This window comes from Streptomyces sp. PCS3-D2, assembly GCF_000612545.2.
GTDB lineage: Bacteria > Actinomycetota > Actinomycetes > Streptomycetales > Streptomycetaceae > Streptomyces.
On the sequence record NZ_CP097800.1, the window covers coordinates 3,470,860 to 3,488,198 of the forward strand.

General features: G+C 71.7%; 13 protein-coding genes. 7 read left to right on the forward strand and 6 right to left on the reverse strand.

Annotation, left to right across the window (positions count from 1 at the left end):
- Positions 1-32: 32 nt before the first annotated feature.
- Genes AW27_RS14985 through ssd form a run of 4 tightly spaced genes read right to left on the reverse strand, consistent with a single transcriptional unit; the run spans position 33 to position 4,043 of the window.
- Positions 33-803 carry a type II secretion system F family protein gene (locus tag AW27_RS14985; protein WP_037921032.1) on the reverse strand — a complete coding sequence of 257 codons (771 nt, stop codon included), beginning with the start codon at positions 801-803 and terminating at the stop codon, positions 33-35.
- Positions 803-1,690 carry a type II secretion system F family protein gene (locus tag AW27_RS14990; protein WP_236647622.1) on the reverse strand — a complete coding sequence of 296 codons (888 nt, stop codon included), beginning with the start codon at positions 1,688-1,690 and terminating at the stop codon, positions 803-805. Before AW27_RS14990 ends, AW27_RS14985 begins: the two co-directional genes overlap by 1 nt.
- On the reverse strand, positions 1,687-2,835 hold the full coding sequence (locus AW27_RS14995) for a TadA family conjugal transfer-associated ATPase (protein ID WP_037921029.1): 1,149 nt from the start codon (positions 2,833-2,835) through the stop codon (positions 1,687-1,689). The genes AW27_RS14990 and AW27_RS14995 overlap by 4 nt, the downstream gene beginning before the upstream one ends.
- Positions 2,832-4,043, reverse strand: a complete 1,212-nt coding sequence (gene ssd / locus AW27_RS15000) for a septum site-determining protein Ssd (RefSeq protein WP_037921026.1) — start codon at positions 4,041-4,043, stop codon at positions 2,832-2,834. The genes AW27_RS14995 and ssd overlap by 4 nt, the downstream gene beginning before the upstream one ends.
- Positions 4,044-4,571: 528 nt before the next feature.
- On the opposite strand from ssd, the gene AW27_RS15005 reads away from it, so the two are divergent.
- Entirely contained in the window at positions 4,572-5,408 is an 837-nt protein-coding gene (locus tag AW27_RS15005) for an HAD family hydrolase (RefSeq protein WP_037921017.1), read from the forward strand.
- 371 nt (positions 5,409-5,779) lie between these two features.
- Here AW27_RS15005 and AW27_RS15010 read toward each other — a convergent pair whose 3' ends face one another.
- Entirely contained in the window at positions 5,780-6,601 is an 822-nt protein-coding gene (locus AW27_RS15010; protein WP_037921014.1) for a Fic family protein, read from the reverse strand.
- Between the two features lie 109 nt (positions 6,602-6,710).
- Between AW27_RS15010 and AW27_RS15015 the strand changes: the two genes are divergently transcribed.
- Entirely contained in the window at positions 6,711-7,769 is a 1,059-nt protein-coding gene (locus tag AW27_RS15015; protein WP_078556363.1) for an ATP-binding protein, read from the forward strand.
- Here the strand turns inward: AW27_RS15015 and AW27_RS15020 are convergent.
- On the reverse strand, positions 7,723-9,024 hold the full coding sequence (locus AW27_RS15020) for a polysaccharide deacetylase family protein (protein ID WP_037921012.1): 1,302 nt from the start codon (positions 9,022-9,024) through the stop codon (positions 7,723-7,725). The genes AW27_RS15015 and AW27_RS15020 overlap by 47 nt on opposite strands.
- Positions 9,025-9,261: 237 nt before the next feature.
- On the opposite strand from AW27_RS15020, the gene AW27_RS15025 reads away from it, so the two are divergent.
- The 5 genes from AW27_RS15025 to AW27_RS15045 all read left to right on the forward strand — a co-directional run bounded on the left by AW27_RS15025 (position 9,262) and on the right by AW27_RS15045 (position 17,041).
- Positions 9,262-11,754 (forward strand): SulP family inorganic anion transporter, encoded by a 2,493-nt coding sequence (locus AW27_RS15025; protein WP_052030400.1) that lies wholly within the window; start codon positions 9,262-9,264, stop codon positions 11,752-11,754.
- A 161-nt stretch (positions 11,755-11,915) separates the two neighbouring features.
- Entirely contained in the window at positions 11,916-13,916 is a 2,001-nt protein-coding gene (acs, locus tag AW27_RS15030; RefSeq protein ID WP_172671315.1) for an acetate--CoA ligase, read from the forward strand.
- 209 nt (positions 13,917-14,125) lie between these two features.
- On the forward strand, positions 14,126-15,559 hold the full coding sequence (gene nhaA, locus AW27_RS15035; RefSeq protein ID WP_106967577.1) for a Na+/H+ antiporter NhaA: 1,434 nt from the start codon (positions 14,126-14,128) through the stop codon (positions 15,557-15,559).
- A 67-nt stretch (positions 15,560-15,626) separates the two neighbouring features.
- Entirely contained in the window at positions 15,627-16,085 is a 459-nt protein-coding gene (locus AW27_RS15040) for a phage holin family protein (protein WP_037921007.1), read from the forward strand.
- Complete coding sequence (locus AW27_RS15045; RefSeq protein WP_037921006.1) at positions 16,082-17,041, forward strand: alpha/beta fold hydrolase; 960 nt, start codon at positions 16,082-16,084, stop codon at positions 17,039-17,041. Before AW27_RS15040 ends, AW27_RS15045 begins: the two co-directional genes overlap by 4 nt.
- Positions 17,042-17,339: the final 298 nt, after the last annotated feature.

Sequence of the window (17,339 nt, forward strand, 5' to 3'; positions counted from 1 at the left end):
GGATTTCCGTTTTTTGTGTGGTCATTGCGACTTCAGGGGCTGGAGAGAAGTCCTGAGGCCATACCGATCACCACCGGCGCGACCCCGATCGAAAGAAATGCGGGAAGGAAGCACAGCCCCACCGGTGCGGTGACGAGGACCGCCGCCCGCTGCGCCCTGGCCCCGGCCCGGCGGGCCCGGTCCTCCCGGAGCCCGGAGGCGAGCCGCGACATCGGCTCCGCCGCGGGCGCACCGGTCCGCGCGGCCCGCTCCAGGCATTCGGCGAGTCCCCGGGCACCCGGTATCTCCGCCAACCTCCCCCACCCGGAACCCGGTTCGCTGCCGAGCCGCAGCTCCGCCCCGGCGCTCGCAAGCCGTTCGCCCACCGGTCCGCCCAGCGACTCGCCCACCACCTCCGCCGCCTCCACCGGCCCGGCTCCGGCCGCCAGGCACGCGGCCAGCAGATCGGCGGCGAACGGCAGCTGGCGCTCGCCCTCCTGCGGATCCGCCCGGGCCGTCTGCGGCCCGGACCGCAGGCGCCGCACCACGGCCGCGGCCAGACAGCCGACAGCCGCACCGGTCGCTCCGCCGACGAGCACCCAGCCCGCCAGCAGCGCCCCGGCCGGAGCGGCCCACGCCACCGCCGCCCTTCGCAGCACGGAATCCGACACCGGCTCGCGCGGCACTGACCGCGCACCCAGCAGCGCCGCGGTCCTGCGCCGGACGGCGCGCTCCCTGACCCGCGCCGCCAAGGCCGACACCATCCACGGGGCCGCCGCCGCACCCAGGACGATCCCCAGCCTGTGGACGAAGAATCCGGCCATCACCGTTCGCCCGCCCGGACGATCCGCCGGCACCACAAGAGCCCCAGCGCCTCCAGCACCCCGCCCGCCAGCAGGCAGACCCACCCCATGGGGGTGTGCAGCAGAACCCGCAACGGGTTCGCACCCAGCCCGGTGCCGATCAACAGACCCACCAGCGGGAGCAGCGCGAGCACCAGCACCGTCGACCGCGCGCCCGCCAACTGGGCCCGCAGCGACTCCTGCCGGTCCCGCTCGGCCCGCAGGGCTCCCTCCAGCCGGTCCAGCCCGGCGGCCAGCCCCGCACCGCCGTCCGCCGACACCCGCCAGCAGGCGGCCATCCCGGCCAGCCCCTCCGCTCCCGGCTCCTTGGCCGCCTGGCGCAGCGCCCCGGACACATCCCCGCCGAACGCCGCGGCAGCCAGCACACCCGCCTCCGCCGCACCCGGCCCGCCCGGGCCGGCGGCCGTCCGCCGCATGGCCGCCGTCAGCGCCTGCCCGGGCTGGGCTCCGGCCCGCAGCTCGCCCACCGCCGCCCCGCACAGGGCCACCACCTCGGCGGCCCGGGCGGTGCGGGCCCGCTCGCACGCCCGCGCCCGCAGCCAGCGCCGCACCAGTGGTACCGCTCCCGCCCCGACCAGCAGCGGGAGCACCGACCCGCCCAGGACCGCGATCACCGCCCCGGCCGCGAGGCAGGCCCACTCCCGCCACCGCCCGGCCCGCACCCGCAGGGCGCCCAGCAGCAGCTCGCGGCGCGGCGGGCGTCCGCACCCGGGCGGCTGCCACCCTCCGGCGAGCACCGCCCTGGCCCGCCGGGACCCCCGGTCGCCGCCGGTGATCCCCCAAGCGGCCGCGCCCGCGCACAGCACTCCGGCGAACAGCGGCAGCGGCAGCACCGCCCCGGCGCTCACCGGGCACCTCGCAGCAGCGGGCGCAGCCGATCCCAGCCCTGCTCCCGTACGAAGCCCCGGGCTGCCCACCTCAGCGCCGGTACGGTCACCACCAGTCCGGCGGCGTCCCGCTCCAGCACATGCACCTCGGCCACCCGGCGCCGCCCTTCCCGGTCCCGCACCAGGTGCAACACCAGCGTCAGCGCGGCGGCCAACTGGCTGTGCAGTGCGCCCCGGTCGAGCCCCGCGGCCGTCCCCAGCGCCTCCAGCCGGGCCGGGACGTGAGCGGCCGCATTGGCGTGCACCGTGCCGCATCCCCCCTCGTGACCGGTGTTCAGCGCCGCAAGCAGGTCCGCCACTTCGGCGCCGCGCACCTCGCCGACCACCAGCCGGTCGGGCCTCATCCGCAGCGCCTGCCTGACCAGGTCCGCCAGCGTGACCAGCCCCGCCCCCTCCTGATTGGCCGGCCGGGTCTCCAGCCGCACCACGTGCGGATGGTCGGGGCGCAGCTCGGCCGAATCCTCGGCCAGCACGATCCGCTCGCCCGGCCCGACCAGCCCCAACAGGGCACTGAGCAAGGTGGTCTTGCCGGTCCCGGTCCCGCCGGAGACAAGGAACGACAACCGGGCCTCGACCATGTCCCGCAACAGCCGCTGCCCGCCCGGTGGCAGCGTGCCCGCCGCGACGAGCTCGTCCAGTGTGAAAGCCCGCGGCCGCACCACCCGCAGAGAGAGGCAGGCCGAGCCGACCGCGACCGGTGGCAGCACGGCGTGCAGCCGCGTGCCGTCGGGCATCCGGGCGTCCACCCAGGGCCGGGCGTCGTCGAGCCGCCGCCCGGCCACAGCGGCCAGCCGCTGGGCGAGCCTGCGCACGGATCCCGCGTCGTCGAAGGTCACCCCCGTCAGCTCCAGCCCGCCCCCGCGGTCCACCCACACCCGGTCCGGGGCGGCCACCAGCACGTCGGTCACCTCCGGATCGGCCAGGAGCGGCTCCAGCGGGCCCGCACCGACCAGTTCGGAGCGCAACTCAGCTGCCGCACCCAGTACTTCTTCGTCGCCCAGCAGCCTGCCCTGTGCGCGCAGGGCGGCCGCCACCCGCGCCGGGGTCGGCTCCGCCCCGCTCTCGGCGAGCCGCCGGCGCACCGCGTCCAGCAGTACCGCGCTCATGCCGGCACCCCCTGACCGGCGCCGAGGGCCCGCTGCCAGAAGCCGTCGCAGAAGCGGGAGAGAGCACCGCGCCCCTGCGCCCCCGGCGGCTCCCCCTCGGCCACCCGTCCCGGGAGCCCGACCTCGACGGGCACCTCACCGGCCAGCGGAGCCCCCAACAGCCCTGCGACGGACTCCGGATCGAGACCGCCGGGGCAGCGGCCCCGGACGACGACGCGGACGTCCCGGGCCACCATCCGCACCCCGGCGGCCACCCGTCCCGCCGCCGCCACCGAACGCAGCTCACCCGGCACCACCATCAGCACCAGGTCAAGCTGAGCGAGGACCTCGGCCACGGCCTCGTCCACCCGGCGCGGGAGGTCGACCACGACGACGCCGCCCCGGCGGCGCGCCGCGGCCAACACCGCGCGGACGGCGGCCGGAGGCACGACCACACGGTCCCCCCGGTCCCAGCTGAGCACCCGCAGGTCGTGCAGTTCGGGCAGGGACTCCTCCAGCGCTCCGGCTCCGACCCGTCCCCGGGAGGCCGCGAAGTCCGGCCAGCGCAGCCCCTCGGCACCCTCGCCGCCGAGCAGGACGTCCATGCCGCCGCCCAAGGGGTCTCCGTCGATGAGCATGGTCCGCTCACCGGCACGGGCGGCACGGACGGCGAGGGCGCAGGCGAGGGTGGAGGCGCCCGCCCCGCCACTGCCCCCGATCACGCCGACGGCGAGGGCGGGCCGTCCGGCCCCTTCGACGACGTCGGCGATCCGGTCCACGAGCCGGCTCTCGGCGTCGGGGAGGCGCAGCACCTCCTCGGCGCCGATCTCCACCGCCCTTTGCCACACGAGGGGATCGTCCGGGTCCCGTCCGACGAGGAAGACCCCGGTCCTGCGCGGCGCACCCCGCACACGCCTCGCGGCGTCGTCCCCGACCAGCACGAGAGGGGCCGACTCCCAGCCAGCACCGCCCGTGTTGAAGCCAGTCGCGGAAACGGCCGGATCGGCCCCGCTCGGGACAGATCCGCCCTCCGCTTCCACGACCGCGCCGCCGCGCGCCGGCATCGTGTGGAGCACGTGCGGTTCGGCCCCCGCCGCCGCGCACAGCCGCAGCAAGTCGTCGAGCAGCAGGGGGTCTTCGGTGATGATCAGCGGTCGTCCCCCGGCGGTCCCGGCCGCGGGCGCGGCTGCTGCGCCGCTGCCCGCCTCCTGCTCCCTTCCGTTCCTCACCGACTTCGGCGTTTCGCACGACTTCGATCGAGCCACGATCTCCGCCCCCTTCTCACTGCAAATCCCCAGCGCCGCGGACTTCGCGGCTGGAATCACCGTGCAGGGATCGGGAAAAAGAAGTGGATCTTGCCCAATAACTGTGGACAACCCATCGATTGTGAATAACCCGGTCACTCTCACAGGTGAGTTCCAGAGCGCACGGGAACCACTACGCAGCGTCACGAGTCTGACGTGGTGAGGGTGCGGAACCGGCGCGCCCCACACAGGAGGAGGGCCGAGGAGATGGCCGTTCAGGGCCGGAGCAAGGGACGCGAACTGCGTCCGGACATGCGACGACCCCCGCCGGGGGGGAGAGCGGGGGTCGTCCCCACGGTCCGACTCGGGGGGGGAGGAGCCAGACCGGGTTAGCACGGTCGCGAACGATCCGTGACTTCCATGGTGTACCCGAGAGCCCTCTCAGGCAAACCCACGCGCCACACCTTACGCCGAATGGTGGGCGCATATGCTCGGTGCGTGGAAAATCAGCCCATGCCGCACTCCTCGCCCCGCACCGCTGCCTTCTTCGATCTGGACAAGACGGTCATTGCGAAGTCGAGCACCCTGACGTTCAGCAAGTCCTTCTACCAAGGCGGCCTGATCAACCGGCGAGCCGTGTTGCGGACCGCATACATCCAGTTCATCTTCCTGGCCGGCGGCGCCGACCACGATCAGATGGAACGGATGCGGGAGTACCTGTCCGCCCTCTGCAAGGGATGGAACGTGCAGCAGGTGCGGGAGATCGTCGCGGAAACCCTGCACGACCTCATCGACCCCATCATCTACGACGAAGCCGCCTCCCTGATCGAGGCCCACCACACGGCCGGCCGCGACGTGGTGATCGTGTCGACCTCCGGAGCCGAGGTGGTCGAGCCGATCGGGGAGATGCTCGGCGCGGACCGGGTCGTCGCCACGCGCATGGTCGTGGGTGAGGACGGCTGCTTCACCGGTGAGATCGACTACTACGCCTACGGGCCCACCAAGGCGGAGGCCGTACGGGAGCTCGCCGAGTCCGAGGGCTACGACCTCTCCCGGTGCTACGCCTACAGCGACTCGGCGACCGACATCCCGATGCTGGAAGCGGTCGGGCACCCGCACGCGGTCAACCCCGATCGGGCGCTGCGCCGGGAAGCGACGGCACGCGAATGGCCGGTGCTGGTCTTCAGCCGGCCCGTCCGGCTGAAGCAGCGGCTCCCCGGGCTGTCGATGCCCGCCCGCCCGGCGCTGATCGCCGCAGCAGCGGTGGGCGCGGCAGCCGCCACGGCCGGGCTCGTCTGGTACGCGAGCCGCCGCCGGGCCCACACCCTGTCGGCGGCCGCCTCAGGCTGATTGCCCCACCTGCACCGATTCAGGCTGCCCGGTTCGCCCCCGGTCGTCCGGAAAGTAAAAAGTGGAGCCAGGGGTTTCGCATAGCAGCGAAGCGGAGTACAAATAAAGCAACGGCCCGCGAGACCAAAGAACATCCGAGAGGATCATCTTTAAAACGCAGTAAGGCCCACGGACCGAAGCATGAGCGCCGAGCACCCACGCGACGTCGACCCGTCGATTACGGGCCAGCCGCACCAGGTGACGGGCAAAGTACCCGACCTGATGGGCAACCTTCGAGGACGCTTGGTAACTGGGCGTAAGTGCCAGCGGCGACACCAGAGCAGTACGGTGTCGCCGCAACCCATGTCCGGGCCCGGAACCTCGCGACCGGTTCAGGCCGCGCCGCGCTGCAGGGCCTCGCAGACCGCCGTCGACTCCCGCACGCCAAGCTCGATCGCACGTCCACAGTGCGCAATCCAGGCCGCCACACCCTCCGGGGTTCCGGAGAGATAGCCCGCGAAGGCGGCCAGATAGGCCTCGGCGCCCTGCTCGGCGTGACCGACCTCCGCCGGGCAGATCGCCTTGGGGTCCAGGCCGCTGTTGATCAGGACGATGCGCTCGGCCGCGCGCGCGACCAGCCCGTTGTAGGAGCCGAACGGCCGCAGCGCCAGCAACTCACCGTGCACGACCGCCGCCGTGACCAGGGCCGGGGCCGAACCGCCCGCGATGACGATCCGGGACAGGCCGTCGAGGCGGCCGGCGACTTCGTCCGCCGTCGGCAGCGGCGCCTCCACCAGCGGCTCGACCACCGACTCGCCGGCGAGGCGCGGGCGGCCCACCACGTCGCCCCCGGCCGTCGAGCCGACCGCGACGAGATGCAGGCGCGCCAGGACGCGCAGCGGGGACTGGCGCCAGATGCTGAGCAGCTGCCCGGCCTCCGCCGTGAGCCGCAGCGCGGCCCCCACGGTGAGTGCCTCCGGTTCCGAGCCGAAGTCGGTACGCCGCCGCACCTCTTCCAGAGCCCAGTCCGCGCCGGACAGCGCCGCGCTGCCGCGGGCGCCGCGCAGGGCGGCCTCCGAGGTGATCTCACCGCTGCGGCGGCGCATCACCCGGTGCCCGTAGACCCGGTCCACGGCCTTGCGTACGGAATCCACGGAATCGGCGACACCCGGCAGCCCGGCCAGGGCGGCCAACGGGTCAGAAGCGCTACTCATAAGTAGGGAGCCTACGCACTGTGCGGGCGCGACACCGACCCCTCCTTGGAGTGGTCTTCTTCACTCACCTTGACAACTCAGCGCTACATAGCCGCTACGCTTGGTGAACATGAAGATCGCTTTCGTGGGAAAGGGCGGCAGCGGCAAGACCACGCTGTCCTCCCTCTTCATCCGCCACCTCGCCGCCAATGAGGCCCCCGTCGTCGCGGTGGACGCCGACATCAACCAGCACCTGGGCGCCGCGCTCGGGCTCACCGAGGACGAGGCGGCCTCGCTGCCCGCCCTGGGCGCCCACCTGCCCCTGATCAAGGAGTACCTGCGGGGCTCCAACCCGCGCATCGCGTCCGCGGAGACGATGATCAAGACCACCCCGCCCGGCCGGGGCTCACGCCTCCTGCGCGTCACCGAGGACAACCCGGTGTACGAGGCCTGCGCGCGAACGGTCGTGCTCGACGGCGGGCCCGTACGCCTCATGGCGACGGGGCCGTTCACCGAAGCCGACCTGGGCGTGGCCTGCTACCACTCCAAGGTCGGTGCGGTCGAGCTCTGCCTCAACCACCTCGTCGACGGGCCCGACGAGTACGTGGTCGTCGACATGACGGCGGGCTCGGACTCCTTCGCCTCGGGCCTGTTCACCCGCTTCGACATGACCTTCCTGGTCGCCGAGCCAACGCGCAAGGGCGTCTCCGTGTACCGCCAGTACAAGGAGTACGCCCGGGACTTCGGGGTCGCCCTCAAGGTCGTCGGCAACAAGGTGCAGGGCCCCGAGGACATCGAGTTCCTCCAGGACGAGGTCGGCGAGGACCTACTGGTCACCGTCGGACACTCCGACTGGGTGCGGGCGATGGAGAAGGGCCGCCCGGCCTCCTTCGAACTGCTGGAGGCGACCAATCGGTTCGCGTTCCAGGCGCTCCAGGACACCGCCGACGACTCCTACGCGCACCGCGACTGGACCCGGTACACCGAGCAGATGGTGGGCTTCCACCTCAAGAACGCCGAGAGCTGGGGCAACGCCAGGACCGGAGCCGACCTGGCGGAGCAGGTCGACCCCGGCTTCGTCCTGCGCGAGGGCCTGCGCACCCCCGGCGCGATCGACGGCGGCGCGAGCGCCGAGGAGGTCGTCAGCCCTCGTCACCAGTCCCCTCGGCCGGCTCCGCAGCCGGCTTGACGCCGGCGGGGGCGGCCGGCGGCGCCGGCGGCCCCACGGTCAGGAACTTCGTCCAGCCCTCCTTCGGCGCCTCGCCGACGTCGAGGGTGCGCATCCACTCCAAGGCCTTCGGGTCCTGGGCGTCCAACCAGTCCACCAGTTCCCGGAACGGCACGCAGCGGACCTCCTTCTGCGTGCACATGCCCTTGATCGACTCCTCGACGGCACGCATGTAGGTGCCGCCGTTCCAGGACTCGAAGTGGTTGCCGATGATCAGCGGCGCGCGGTTTCCCTGGTAGACGCGGTCGAAGGCCTGCCGCAGGCCGTCACGCATCTGGTCGCCCCAGTAGGCATGCTGCGAGGGGTCGCCCTGCGAAGTCGTCCCGGACTGGTTGACCATGTAGTTGTAGTCCATGCTCAGGGTGTCGAAGGCGCGTCCCGGCATGGGCACCAACTGGAGCGGGATGTCCCAGAGCCCATCGGTCTTCTTGGGCCAGATCTGCTTGCTGATCCCGCTGGAGTCGTAGCGGAATCCCATGTCCTTCGCAGCCAGCATGAAGTTCTTCTGGCCTTCGAGGCAGGGGGTGCGGGCACCGATGAGCTCCTTGTCGTAATCGAAGGGGAGCGCCTCTTCCTTCTTCAGGCCCGCATTGGTCTTCCAGTTCTTGACGAAGGACTTGGCCTGGTCGATCTCGCTCCTCCACTCCTCCACGGACCACGTCCCGACGCCGCCGTCGGGCCCGCAGAAGTGCCCGTTGAAGTGGGTGCCGATCTCGTTGCCCTCCAGCCAGGCCGCGCGGACCTGGGCGGCGGTGTCCTTGATGCCCTGGAGGTCGCCGAAGCCGATGTCGGAGCGGCCGGGCGAGTGCTGCGGAGCGGTGTAGAGGAAACGCTTCTCCTCGGGGAGCATGTACACGCCGCTGAGGAAATACGTCATCCGGGCGTCGTACTTCTTGCCGACCTCGCGAAAGTGCGAGAAGAGCTTCTGACTGTCCTCGCCGGCCCCGTCCCACGAGAACACCACGAACTGCGGGGGCTTCTCCCCCGGCTTCATCTTCTGGGGCTTCCGCACGTTCGGCTGCGGTCCGGTGTACGCGGTCGAGCCGTCACCGATGGGACGGTTGACGCTGCCGGGGGCCTCAGGTGCAGCCTTGAGCGCGTTGGGGCCTCCGGCGGCCGGGCGCTTCGCGGGTTCCGAGGCGGTGCACCCGGCGACGCCCAGGACCAGCGCCGTGGCGACCAGGCCGCCGGCGATCTTCTTCGTGGCGGCGATCATCCGCCCCACCTCTCCCTCGCTGTTGCATCGCAGGACTTCCGCGCCGCAACGTCCCACGCGGCCCCGGACGAGGAAGGTATGACAAGCCGGACAAAATGCTTAATCACCCATGAGTGCTAATTCGTAGTCCATTTGCCCGAATTGTTCGCTACTCATCTTTACTCTCCATTACCATCCATTTACTGAGTGTTGAGATTCCCGCCGCTTCACCCCTCATCCCCGAGGAGACGGGACCCCATGACAGCCACTTCCCCCACCAGCACACCCCGAGGGGTCCGCAAAGACCTCCCCGCGGACCTCTCCGCCTCCATCACCGTCTTCCTGATCGCCATCCCGCTCTCCCTCGGCATCGCCCTCGCCACCGGAGCCCCGCTGCAGGCGGGCCTGGTCGCGGCCGCGGTGGGTGGGATCGTCGCCGGACGCCTGGGCGGCGCCCCCCTCCAGGTCAGCGGGCCGGCCGCCGGACTCACCGTGGTCACCGCCGAGTTGATCCAGCGGTACGGATGGCGCACCACGTGCGCCATCACCGTGCTCGCCGGTGTCTGTCAGCTCGGCCTCGCCGCCCTGCGCACCGCCCGGTCCGCGCTCATGGTCAGCCCTGCCATCGTGCACGGCATGCTCGCGGGCATCGGCGTGACGATCGCACTGGCCCAACTGCACATCGTGCTCGGCGGCACTCCGCAGAGCTCGGCCGTGGCGAACGTCCTCGGCCTGCCTGCCCAGCTGGCGGACCTGCACCCGGTGGCGCTCGGAGTCAGCGCACTGACCCTGGTCGTCCTGCTCGGCTGGCCGCGGCTGCCCGGGCGGCCGGGCCGTGCACTGCGCAAGGTGCCGGCCCCCCTCGCCGCCGTCGCCACGGCAACCGCCGTCGCCGCACTGGCCGGGCTCAGCCTGCCTCGGGTGGACCTGCCGTCCTGGCGCAGCCACGCCCTTCCGGAAATGCCCGAGGGGCCGGTCCTCGGCCTCATCGCCGCCGTACTGACCATCACCCTGGTCGGAAGTGTGGAATCCCTGCTCTCGGCGGTCGCGACCGACAAGCTGATCGCCTCCGAGCGGGGCACGGACAACCGCCCGCCCCGTGCCGACCTCGACCGGGAACTGCGCGGGCAGGGCGCGGCGAACATCGTCTCCGGAGCCCTGGGCGGGCTACCCATCACGGGTGTGGCCGTGCGCAGCGTGGCGAACGTCAAGTCCGGCGCGGCCAGCCGGAAGTCCACCATGATCCACGGGTGCTGGGTGCTGCTCGCGGCCTTCCTGCTGGTGCCCCTCCTGGACCTGATCCCGCTGGCCACGCTGGCCGCCCTGGTGATGGCGGTGGGCGTGCAGATGGTCAGCATCACGCACCTGCGCAGCGTCACCCGGCACCGGGAGGCCCTGGTCTACGGGACGACCATTGCGGCCGTGGTGCTCGGTGGGGTGCTGGAGGGCGTGGCCGTGGGCATCGCGGTCGCCGTGGCCCTGGCCCTGCACCGCCTCGCCCGGACCCGGATCACGCTGGAGCGGCTGGACGGCGGCGCCCACCAGGTGCGGGCGCACGGCCAGTTGACCTTCCTCGCGGTGCCACGGCTGAGCCGCGTGCTGGGCCAGATCCCGCACGACGCGCACGCCGTGCTCGAGCTCGACGGCTCCTTCATGGACCACGCGGCCTACGAGACCATCCGGGACTGGCAGCTGTCCCATCTGGCGCACGGCGGAACCCTGGAGGTCACCGGCCGCTCGGGACAGGCAGCCCGGATCACCGGGGCCGAACAGACCGGGGACGGCGGAGCGCACACGCCCGACGGAGCGGACCGGGCCGACGTCCCGGGCGGGGCGCACGCGCCGGACAGCGGCCACGACGTCCGCCACGCCGAGGGCGGCCACCAGGGCGAGCGGTCGCGTCGCGCCCAGCAGCGCGGGACGCACCAGTGCTGCCGTCCCTGGACCCCCTGGCAGAACCACTGCGACCACCGCGCCGCTTCCACCCGTACCGCCACCACGGCCGCGACGATGGCGGCCGCGGCGGCCACGGACACCGCGGGCGGTGAGGGGCAGGCCGGGGCGCCGGCGCCCCGGCTGCGCGGCGCGGGCCAACTGGCCAGTGGGATCAGCGCCTTCCACCGCGACACAGCGCCCCACGTACGGGACGAGCTGGCCCGGCTGGCCCGCGAGGGGCAGCGGCCCTCGCAGCTGTTCATCACCTGCGCGGACTCCCGGCTGGTGACCAGCATGATCACGGCGAGCGGCCCGGGAGACCTGTTCACCGTGCGCAACGTCGGCAATCTGGTGCCGCTGCCCGGAGCTGAGTCCACGGACGACTCCGTCGCTGCGGCCATCGAGTACGCGGTGGACGTGCTGCAGGTGGACAGCATCACGGTCTGCGGGCACTCGGGCTGTGGGGCCATGCAGGCCCTGCTCAGCTCGGCGCCCGGGGTCGCGATGACTCCGCTGCGCCGCTGGCTGCGGCACGGACTGCCCAGCCTGGCGCGGATGTCCAGCCGCCACCACGCCTGGGCCCGGATCGCCGGCAGGCTCCCCGCGGACGCGGTGGAGCAGCTGTGCCTGACCAATGTGGTCCAGCAACTGGAACACCTGAGGGCCCACGAGTCGGTGGCCAGGAGGCTCGCGGAGGGCACCCTGGAGCTGCACGGGATGTACTTCCACGTGGGCGAGGCCCAGGCGTATCTGCTGTCCGAGGGGGATGACTTCTTCGACTGCAGGGTCTTCGACACGGTCGGCCAGCACGCCTGAACCGATACCCTCCGATATCCGTGCCACCGTTTGGCCCCTTCCCGCACCCTGCAGCGGGGAGGGGCCCTTCGCACGCCGTTCCTGCGCGGGCCGCCTTCGTGATATAGGTCTAAACCAATTTCAGGTTACCCCTTGTCACCTGGGCCGCAGACTGATGAGCTATGCCCGGGGACACAACGGACACCCTGGGAAAGGGAGATGTCGTGAGCAATGAGAGCCTGGCCAATCTGCTCAAGGAGGAGCGGCGGTTCGCACCGCCCGCCGATCTGGCCGCCGCCGCCAATGTGAAAGAGGCTGCGTATGCACAGGCCGACGCGGACCGGCTGGGCTTCTGGGCCGAGCAGGCCCGGCGGCTGACCTGGGCCACCGAGCCGACCGAGACGCTCGACTGGACCAACCCGCCCTTCGCGAAGTGGTTCGCCGACGGCAGGCTGAACGTCGCCTACAACTGCGTGGACCGCCACGTGGAGGCCGGCAACGGCGACCGCGTCGCCATCCACTTCGAGGGCGAGCCCGGCGACAGCCGCGCGATCACCTACGCCGAGCTCAAGGACGAGGTCTCCAGGGCCGCCAACGCCCTCACCGAGCTGGGCGTCGAGGCCGGCGACCGCGTCGCCATCTACCTCCCGATGATCCCCGAGGCGGTCGTCGCGATGCTCGCGTGCGCCCGCATCGGTGCCGCGCACTCCGTGGTCTTCGGCGGCTTCTCCGCCGACGCCGTCGCCTCCCGCATCCAGGATGCCGACGCCAAGCTGGTCATCACCGCCGACGGCGGCTACCGCCGCGGCAAGCCCAGCGCCCTGAAGCCCGCCATCGACGAGGCCGTCGCCAAGTGCCCGCAGGTCGAGCACGTGCTCGTGGTACGGCGCACCGGCCAGGACACCTCCTTCACCGAGGGCCGCGACGTCTGGTGGCACGATGCGGTCGCCCGCCAGTCCGCCGAGCACACCCCGCAGGCATTCGACGCCGAGCACCCGCTCTTCATCCTCTACACCTCGGGGACCACGGGTAAGCCGAAGGGCATCCTGCACACCTCCGGCGGCTACCTCACGCAGGCGGCGTACACCCACCACGCGGTCTTCGACCTGAAGCCGGAGAGCGACGTCTACTGGTGCACGGCCGACATCGGCTGGGTGACTGGGCACTCCTACATCGTCTACGGGCCGCTCGCGAACGGCGCCACGCAGGTCATGTACGAGGGCACGCCGGACACCCCCCACCAGGGCCGCTTCTGGGAGGTCGTGCAGAAGTACGGCGTCACGATCCTCTACACGGCGCCGACGGCCATCCGCACGTTCATGAAGTGGGGCGACGACATCCCCGCGAAGTTCGACCTGTCGAGCCTGCGCGTCCTGGGCTCGGTCGGCGAGCCGATCAACCCCGAGGCCTGGGTCTGGTACCGCAAGCACATCGGCGGCGACCGGTGCCCGATCGTGGACACCTGGTGGCAGACCGAGACCGGCGCGATGATGATCTCCCCGCTGCCGGGCGTCACGCACACCAAGCCCGGATCCGCCCAGCGGGCTCTGCCCGGAATCTCCGCCACCGTCGTGGACGACGAGGCGCACGAGGTCCCGAACGGCGGAGGCGGCTATCTGGTGCTCACCGAGCCGTGGCCGTCGATGCTGCGCACCATCTGGGGCGACGACCAGCGCTTCATCGACACCTACTGGTCGCGCTTCGAGGGCAAGTACTTCGCGGGCGACGGTGCGAAGAAGGACGACGACGGCGACATCTGGCTGTTGGGCCGGGTGGACGACGTGATGCTGGTCTCCGGTCACAACATCTCGACCACCGAGGTCGAGTCGGCACTGGTCTCGCACCCGTCGGTCGCCGAGGCGGCCGTGGTGGGCGCCGCCGACGAGACCACCGGCCAGGCCATCGTGGCCTTCGTCATCCTGCGCGGCAGCGCCTCCGAGACCGGAAGCCTGGTCAGTGACCTGCGCGACCACGTGGGCAGCACGCTCGGCCCGATCGCCAAGCCCAAGCGGATCCTGCCGGTTCAGGAGCTGCCGAAGACCCGCTCTGGCAAGATCATGCGCCGCCTGCTGCGCGATGTGGCGGAGAACCGCGCCGTCGGCGACGTCACCACGCTCGCCGACTCCTCGGTGATGGACCTCATCCAGAGCAAGCTCCCGGCCGCCGCCGGCAGCGAGGACTGACCCGGCGACACCGGCGATCCACGCGGAGACGGGCACTCGGCACGACGCGCCGGGTGCCCGTTTCGCGAATAAAGTAACGATCGCCGGATGCACCGTTGCGTACACCCTGTAAAGTGTTTAAGCGTAAAGAAAGACCACAGGGTGCGCCGGGAAGTCTGGTCGGCAACGAGTTCCGCCATGCCGTCCAACCGCCCCCGGAGGTGCCCCCCGTGGCCGCGCCCAGCCCCACCGACCACAAGAGCCGCAAGCTGCTCGGCCGCCTCTCGCTGCCCGAGAGCCGCTTCATCGCCGACGCCCTGCGCGCCGAGACGGTAGGCGGCGTCCTGCTCCTGGTGGCCGCGATCGCCGCCCTCCTGTGGGCCAACATCCCCGCCGTATCGGACAGCTACGCGAGCGTCCGGTCCTTCCACATCGGACCCGCCTCCCTCGGCCTGGACCTCTCGCTCCAGCACTGGGCGGCCGACGGCCTCCTCGCCATCTTCTTCTTCGTCGCGGGCATCGAGCTCAAGCGCGAACTCGTCGCGGGCGACCTGCGCGATCCCAAGGCCGCCGCGCTCCCCGTGATCGCCGCCCTCTGCGGCATGGCCGTGCCGGCGCTGGTCTACGCCCTGGTCAACCTCACGGGCAACGGCTCGATGGACGGCTGGGCGGTTCCGACGGCCACCGACATCGCCTTCGCGCTCGCCGTCCTCGCCGTCATCGGCACCTCACTGCCCTCGGCCCTGCGCGCCTTCCTGCTGACCCTCGCCGTCGTCGACGACCTGTTCGCCATCCTGATCATCGCGGTCTTCTTCACCAGCGAGATCAACTTCCTGGCGCTCGGCGGCGCACTCGTGGGCCTGGCCCTCTTCTGGTTCCTGCTCCGCCGCGACGTCCGGGGCTGGTACGTCTACGTCCCGCTCGCCCTGGTCGTCTGGGGCCTGATGTACAACAGCGGCGTGCACGCCACCATCGCCGGCGTCGCCATGGGCCTGATGCTCCGCTGCACCCGTCGGGAAGGCGAGCGAACCTCCCCCGGCGAGCACATCGAGCACCTGGTCCGGCCCGTCTCGGCCGGACTCGCCGTGCCGCTCTTCGCCCTCTTCTCCGCCGGCGTCTCGCTCTCCGACGAGGCCATCGCACAGGTCTTCACGCGCCCCGAGACCCTCGGCGTGGTCCTCGGCCTCGTCGTCGGAAAGACCGTGGGCATCTTCGGCGGCACCTGGCTGGCCGCCCGCTTCACAAAGGCCGAGCTGAACGAGGACCTGGCCTGGCCCGACGTACTCGCCGTGGCCACCCTCGCGGGCATCGGCTTCACCGTGTCCCTCCTCATCGGCGAGCTCGCCTTCGCCGACGACGCGACCCTCGCCGACGAGATCAAGGCCGCCGTCCTGTTCGGCTCCCTCATCTCCGCCGTGATCGCGTGCGTCCTGCTCAAGCTCCGCAACCGCCGCTACCGCGCGCTCACCGAGGCCGAGGAGCGCGACGAGGACCACGACGGCATCCCGGACATCTACGAGGAGGACAACCCCGACTACCACCTGCGGATGGCCAAGATCTACGAGGACCGGGCGGCGGAGCACCGCCGCAAGGCGGAGAAGGCGGCGGCCGCCGCGCTGCGAACCGCGGCCGGGTCCACCACCGAGGCCGACCGTCCGGCATGATCTGAGGGACGACGCAGGGACACGCACGGCGCCGCCGGGTGGCGGACGACGACAGAGGGAGAGAGCGATGAGCGCAGTGGACCAAGAGGCGCAGGGAGCCGAGCGCACACTCGGCCAGCTGGTCGCCTCGGCCACCGCCGAGATGTCCGCCCTGGTTCACGACGAGATCGCCCTGGCCAAGGCGGAACTCCGCGAGGACGTCAAGCGTGTGGGCAGCGGTAGCGCCTCCATCGCCGTCGCAGGAGTGTTCGCCGTCTTCTCCCTCCCGGTGCTGACCTTCGCGGCCGCGTACGGGATCCACAACCTGGGGCTCGGCCTGGCCTGGTCCTTCCTGATCGTCGGCGGCGCGTTCCTGCTGATCGCGGGTGTCCTCGCGCTGATCGCCGTACGGAAGTTCAAGAAGATCAAGCCGCCGGAGAAGTCCATCGCCTCGGTCAAGCAGACCGCCGCGCTGGTCGGGACCGTCAAGCCGCACCCGCGGCCGGTGAGTGACCAGGCTGTGGGTGTGGCACGCTCGTCCTCATGACAGCGCCCACGCCGGACCCCAGCATTCCGCCCACGGCCACCACGGCGGTGCGGCTCGGCCTCCCCGGCGGGGAAGCGGTGACGCACCGGGACGTGGCCGCCAACGGTGCCCGCTTCCACGTCGCCGAGCTCGGTGACGGCCCGCTGGTGCTGCTGCTGCACGGCTTCCCGCAGTTCTGGTGGACCTGGCGGCACCAGCTGACCGCTCTGGCCGACGCCGGGTACCGGGCCGTCGCGATGGACCTGCGCGGGGTCGGCGGCAGCGACCGCACCCCACGTGGCTACGACCCCCCCAACCTGGCGCTCGACATCACCGGGGTCGTGCGGTCCCTCGGCGAGCCGGACGCCGCTCTCGTCGGGCACGACCTGGGCGGGTACCTCGCGTGGACGGCGGCCGTGATGCGGCCCAAGCTGGTGCGCCGGCTCGTGGTGTCCTCCATGCCCCACCCTCGGCGGTGGCGCTCGGCGATGCTGTCGGACTTCGGTCAGTCCCGGGCGAGTTCACACATCTGGGGCTTCCAGCGGCCCTTCCTGCCCGAGCGGCAGCTCGTCGCCGACGACGGCGCCCTCGTGGGGGACCTGATCCGCGACTGGTCGGGGCCGCGTCCCCCCGAGGAGGAGGATCTCGCCGTGTACCGGCGGGCCATGTGCATCCCGTCCACCGCACACTGCTCGATCGAGCCGTACCGGTGGATGATGCGGTCGATGGCCCGGCCCGACGGGCTGCAGTTCAACCGGCGGATGAAGCGGCCGGTCCGGGTGCCGACGCTGCACCTGCACGGTTCGCTCGACCCGGTGATGCGCACGCGCAGTGCCGCCGGATCCGGCGAGTACGTCGAAGCCCCTTACCGGTGGAGGCTGTTCGACGGCCTCGGGCACTTCCCGCACGAGGAGGATCCGGCCGCCTTCTCGACCGAGCTGGTGAACTGGCTGAAGGACCCCGAGCCGGACCGCTGACCACCCGTCGTACGAGGGGCAGTTCGGCAGTCCGATCGTCCTATGGGCTTTCAATTGCCGCGCGCATAGGCCAATTGGACGTCGCGTACGGGGTTACGGACCTTGGGGCCCGGGCACAGAGCCGAGTATGAGCTGGACGCACGACTACGGTGACACCGCGCACGAACGCCGCTCGGCAGCTACGCCGGGCACGCACGAGAGGGCCGGCCGGCACGGCCACGACCCACGGCTCGGGATTTCCCGCATCCTGCGCCGCCGGGCCCGCTGGGTCTCCGCACGCCTGCGGCATCCACGGACG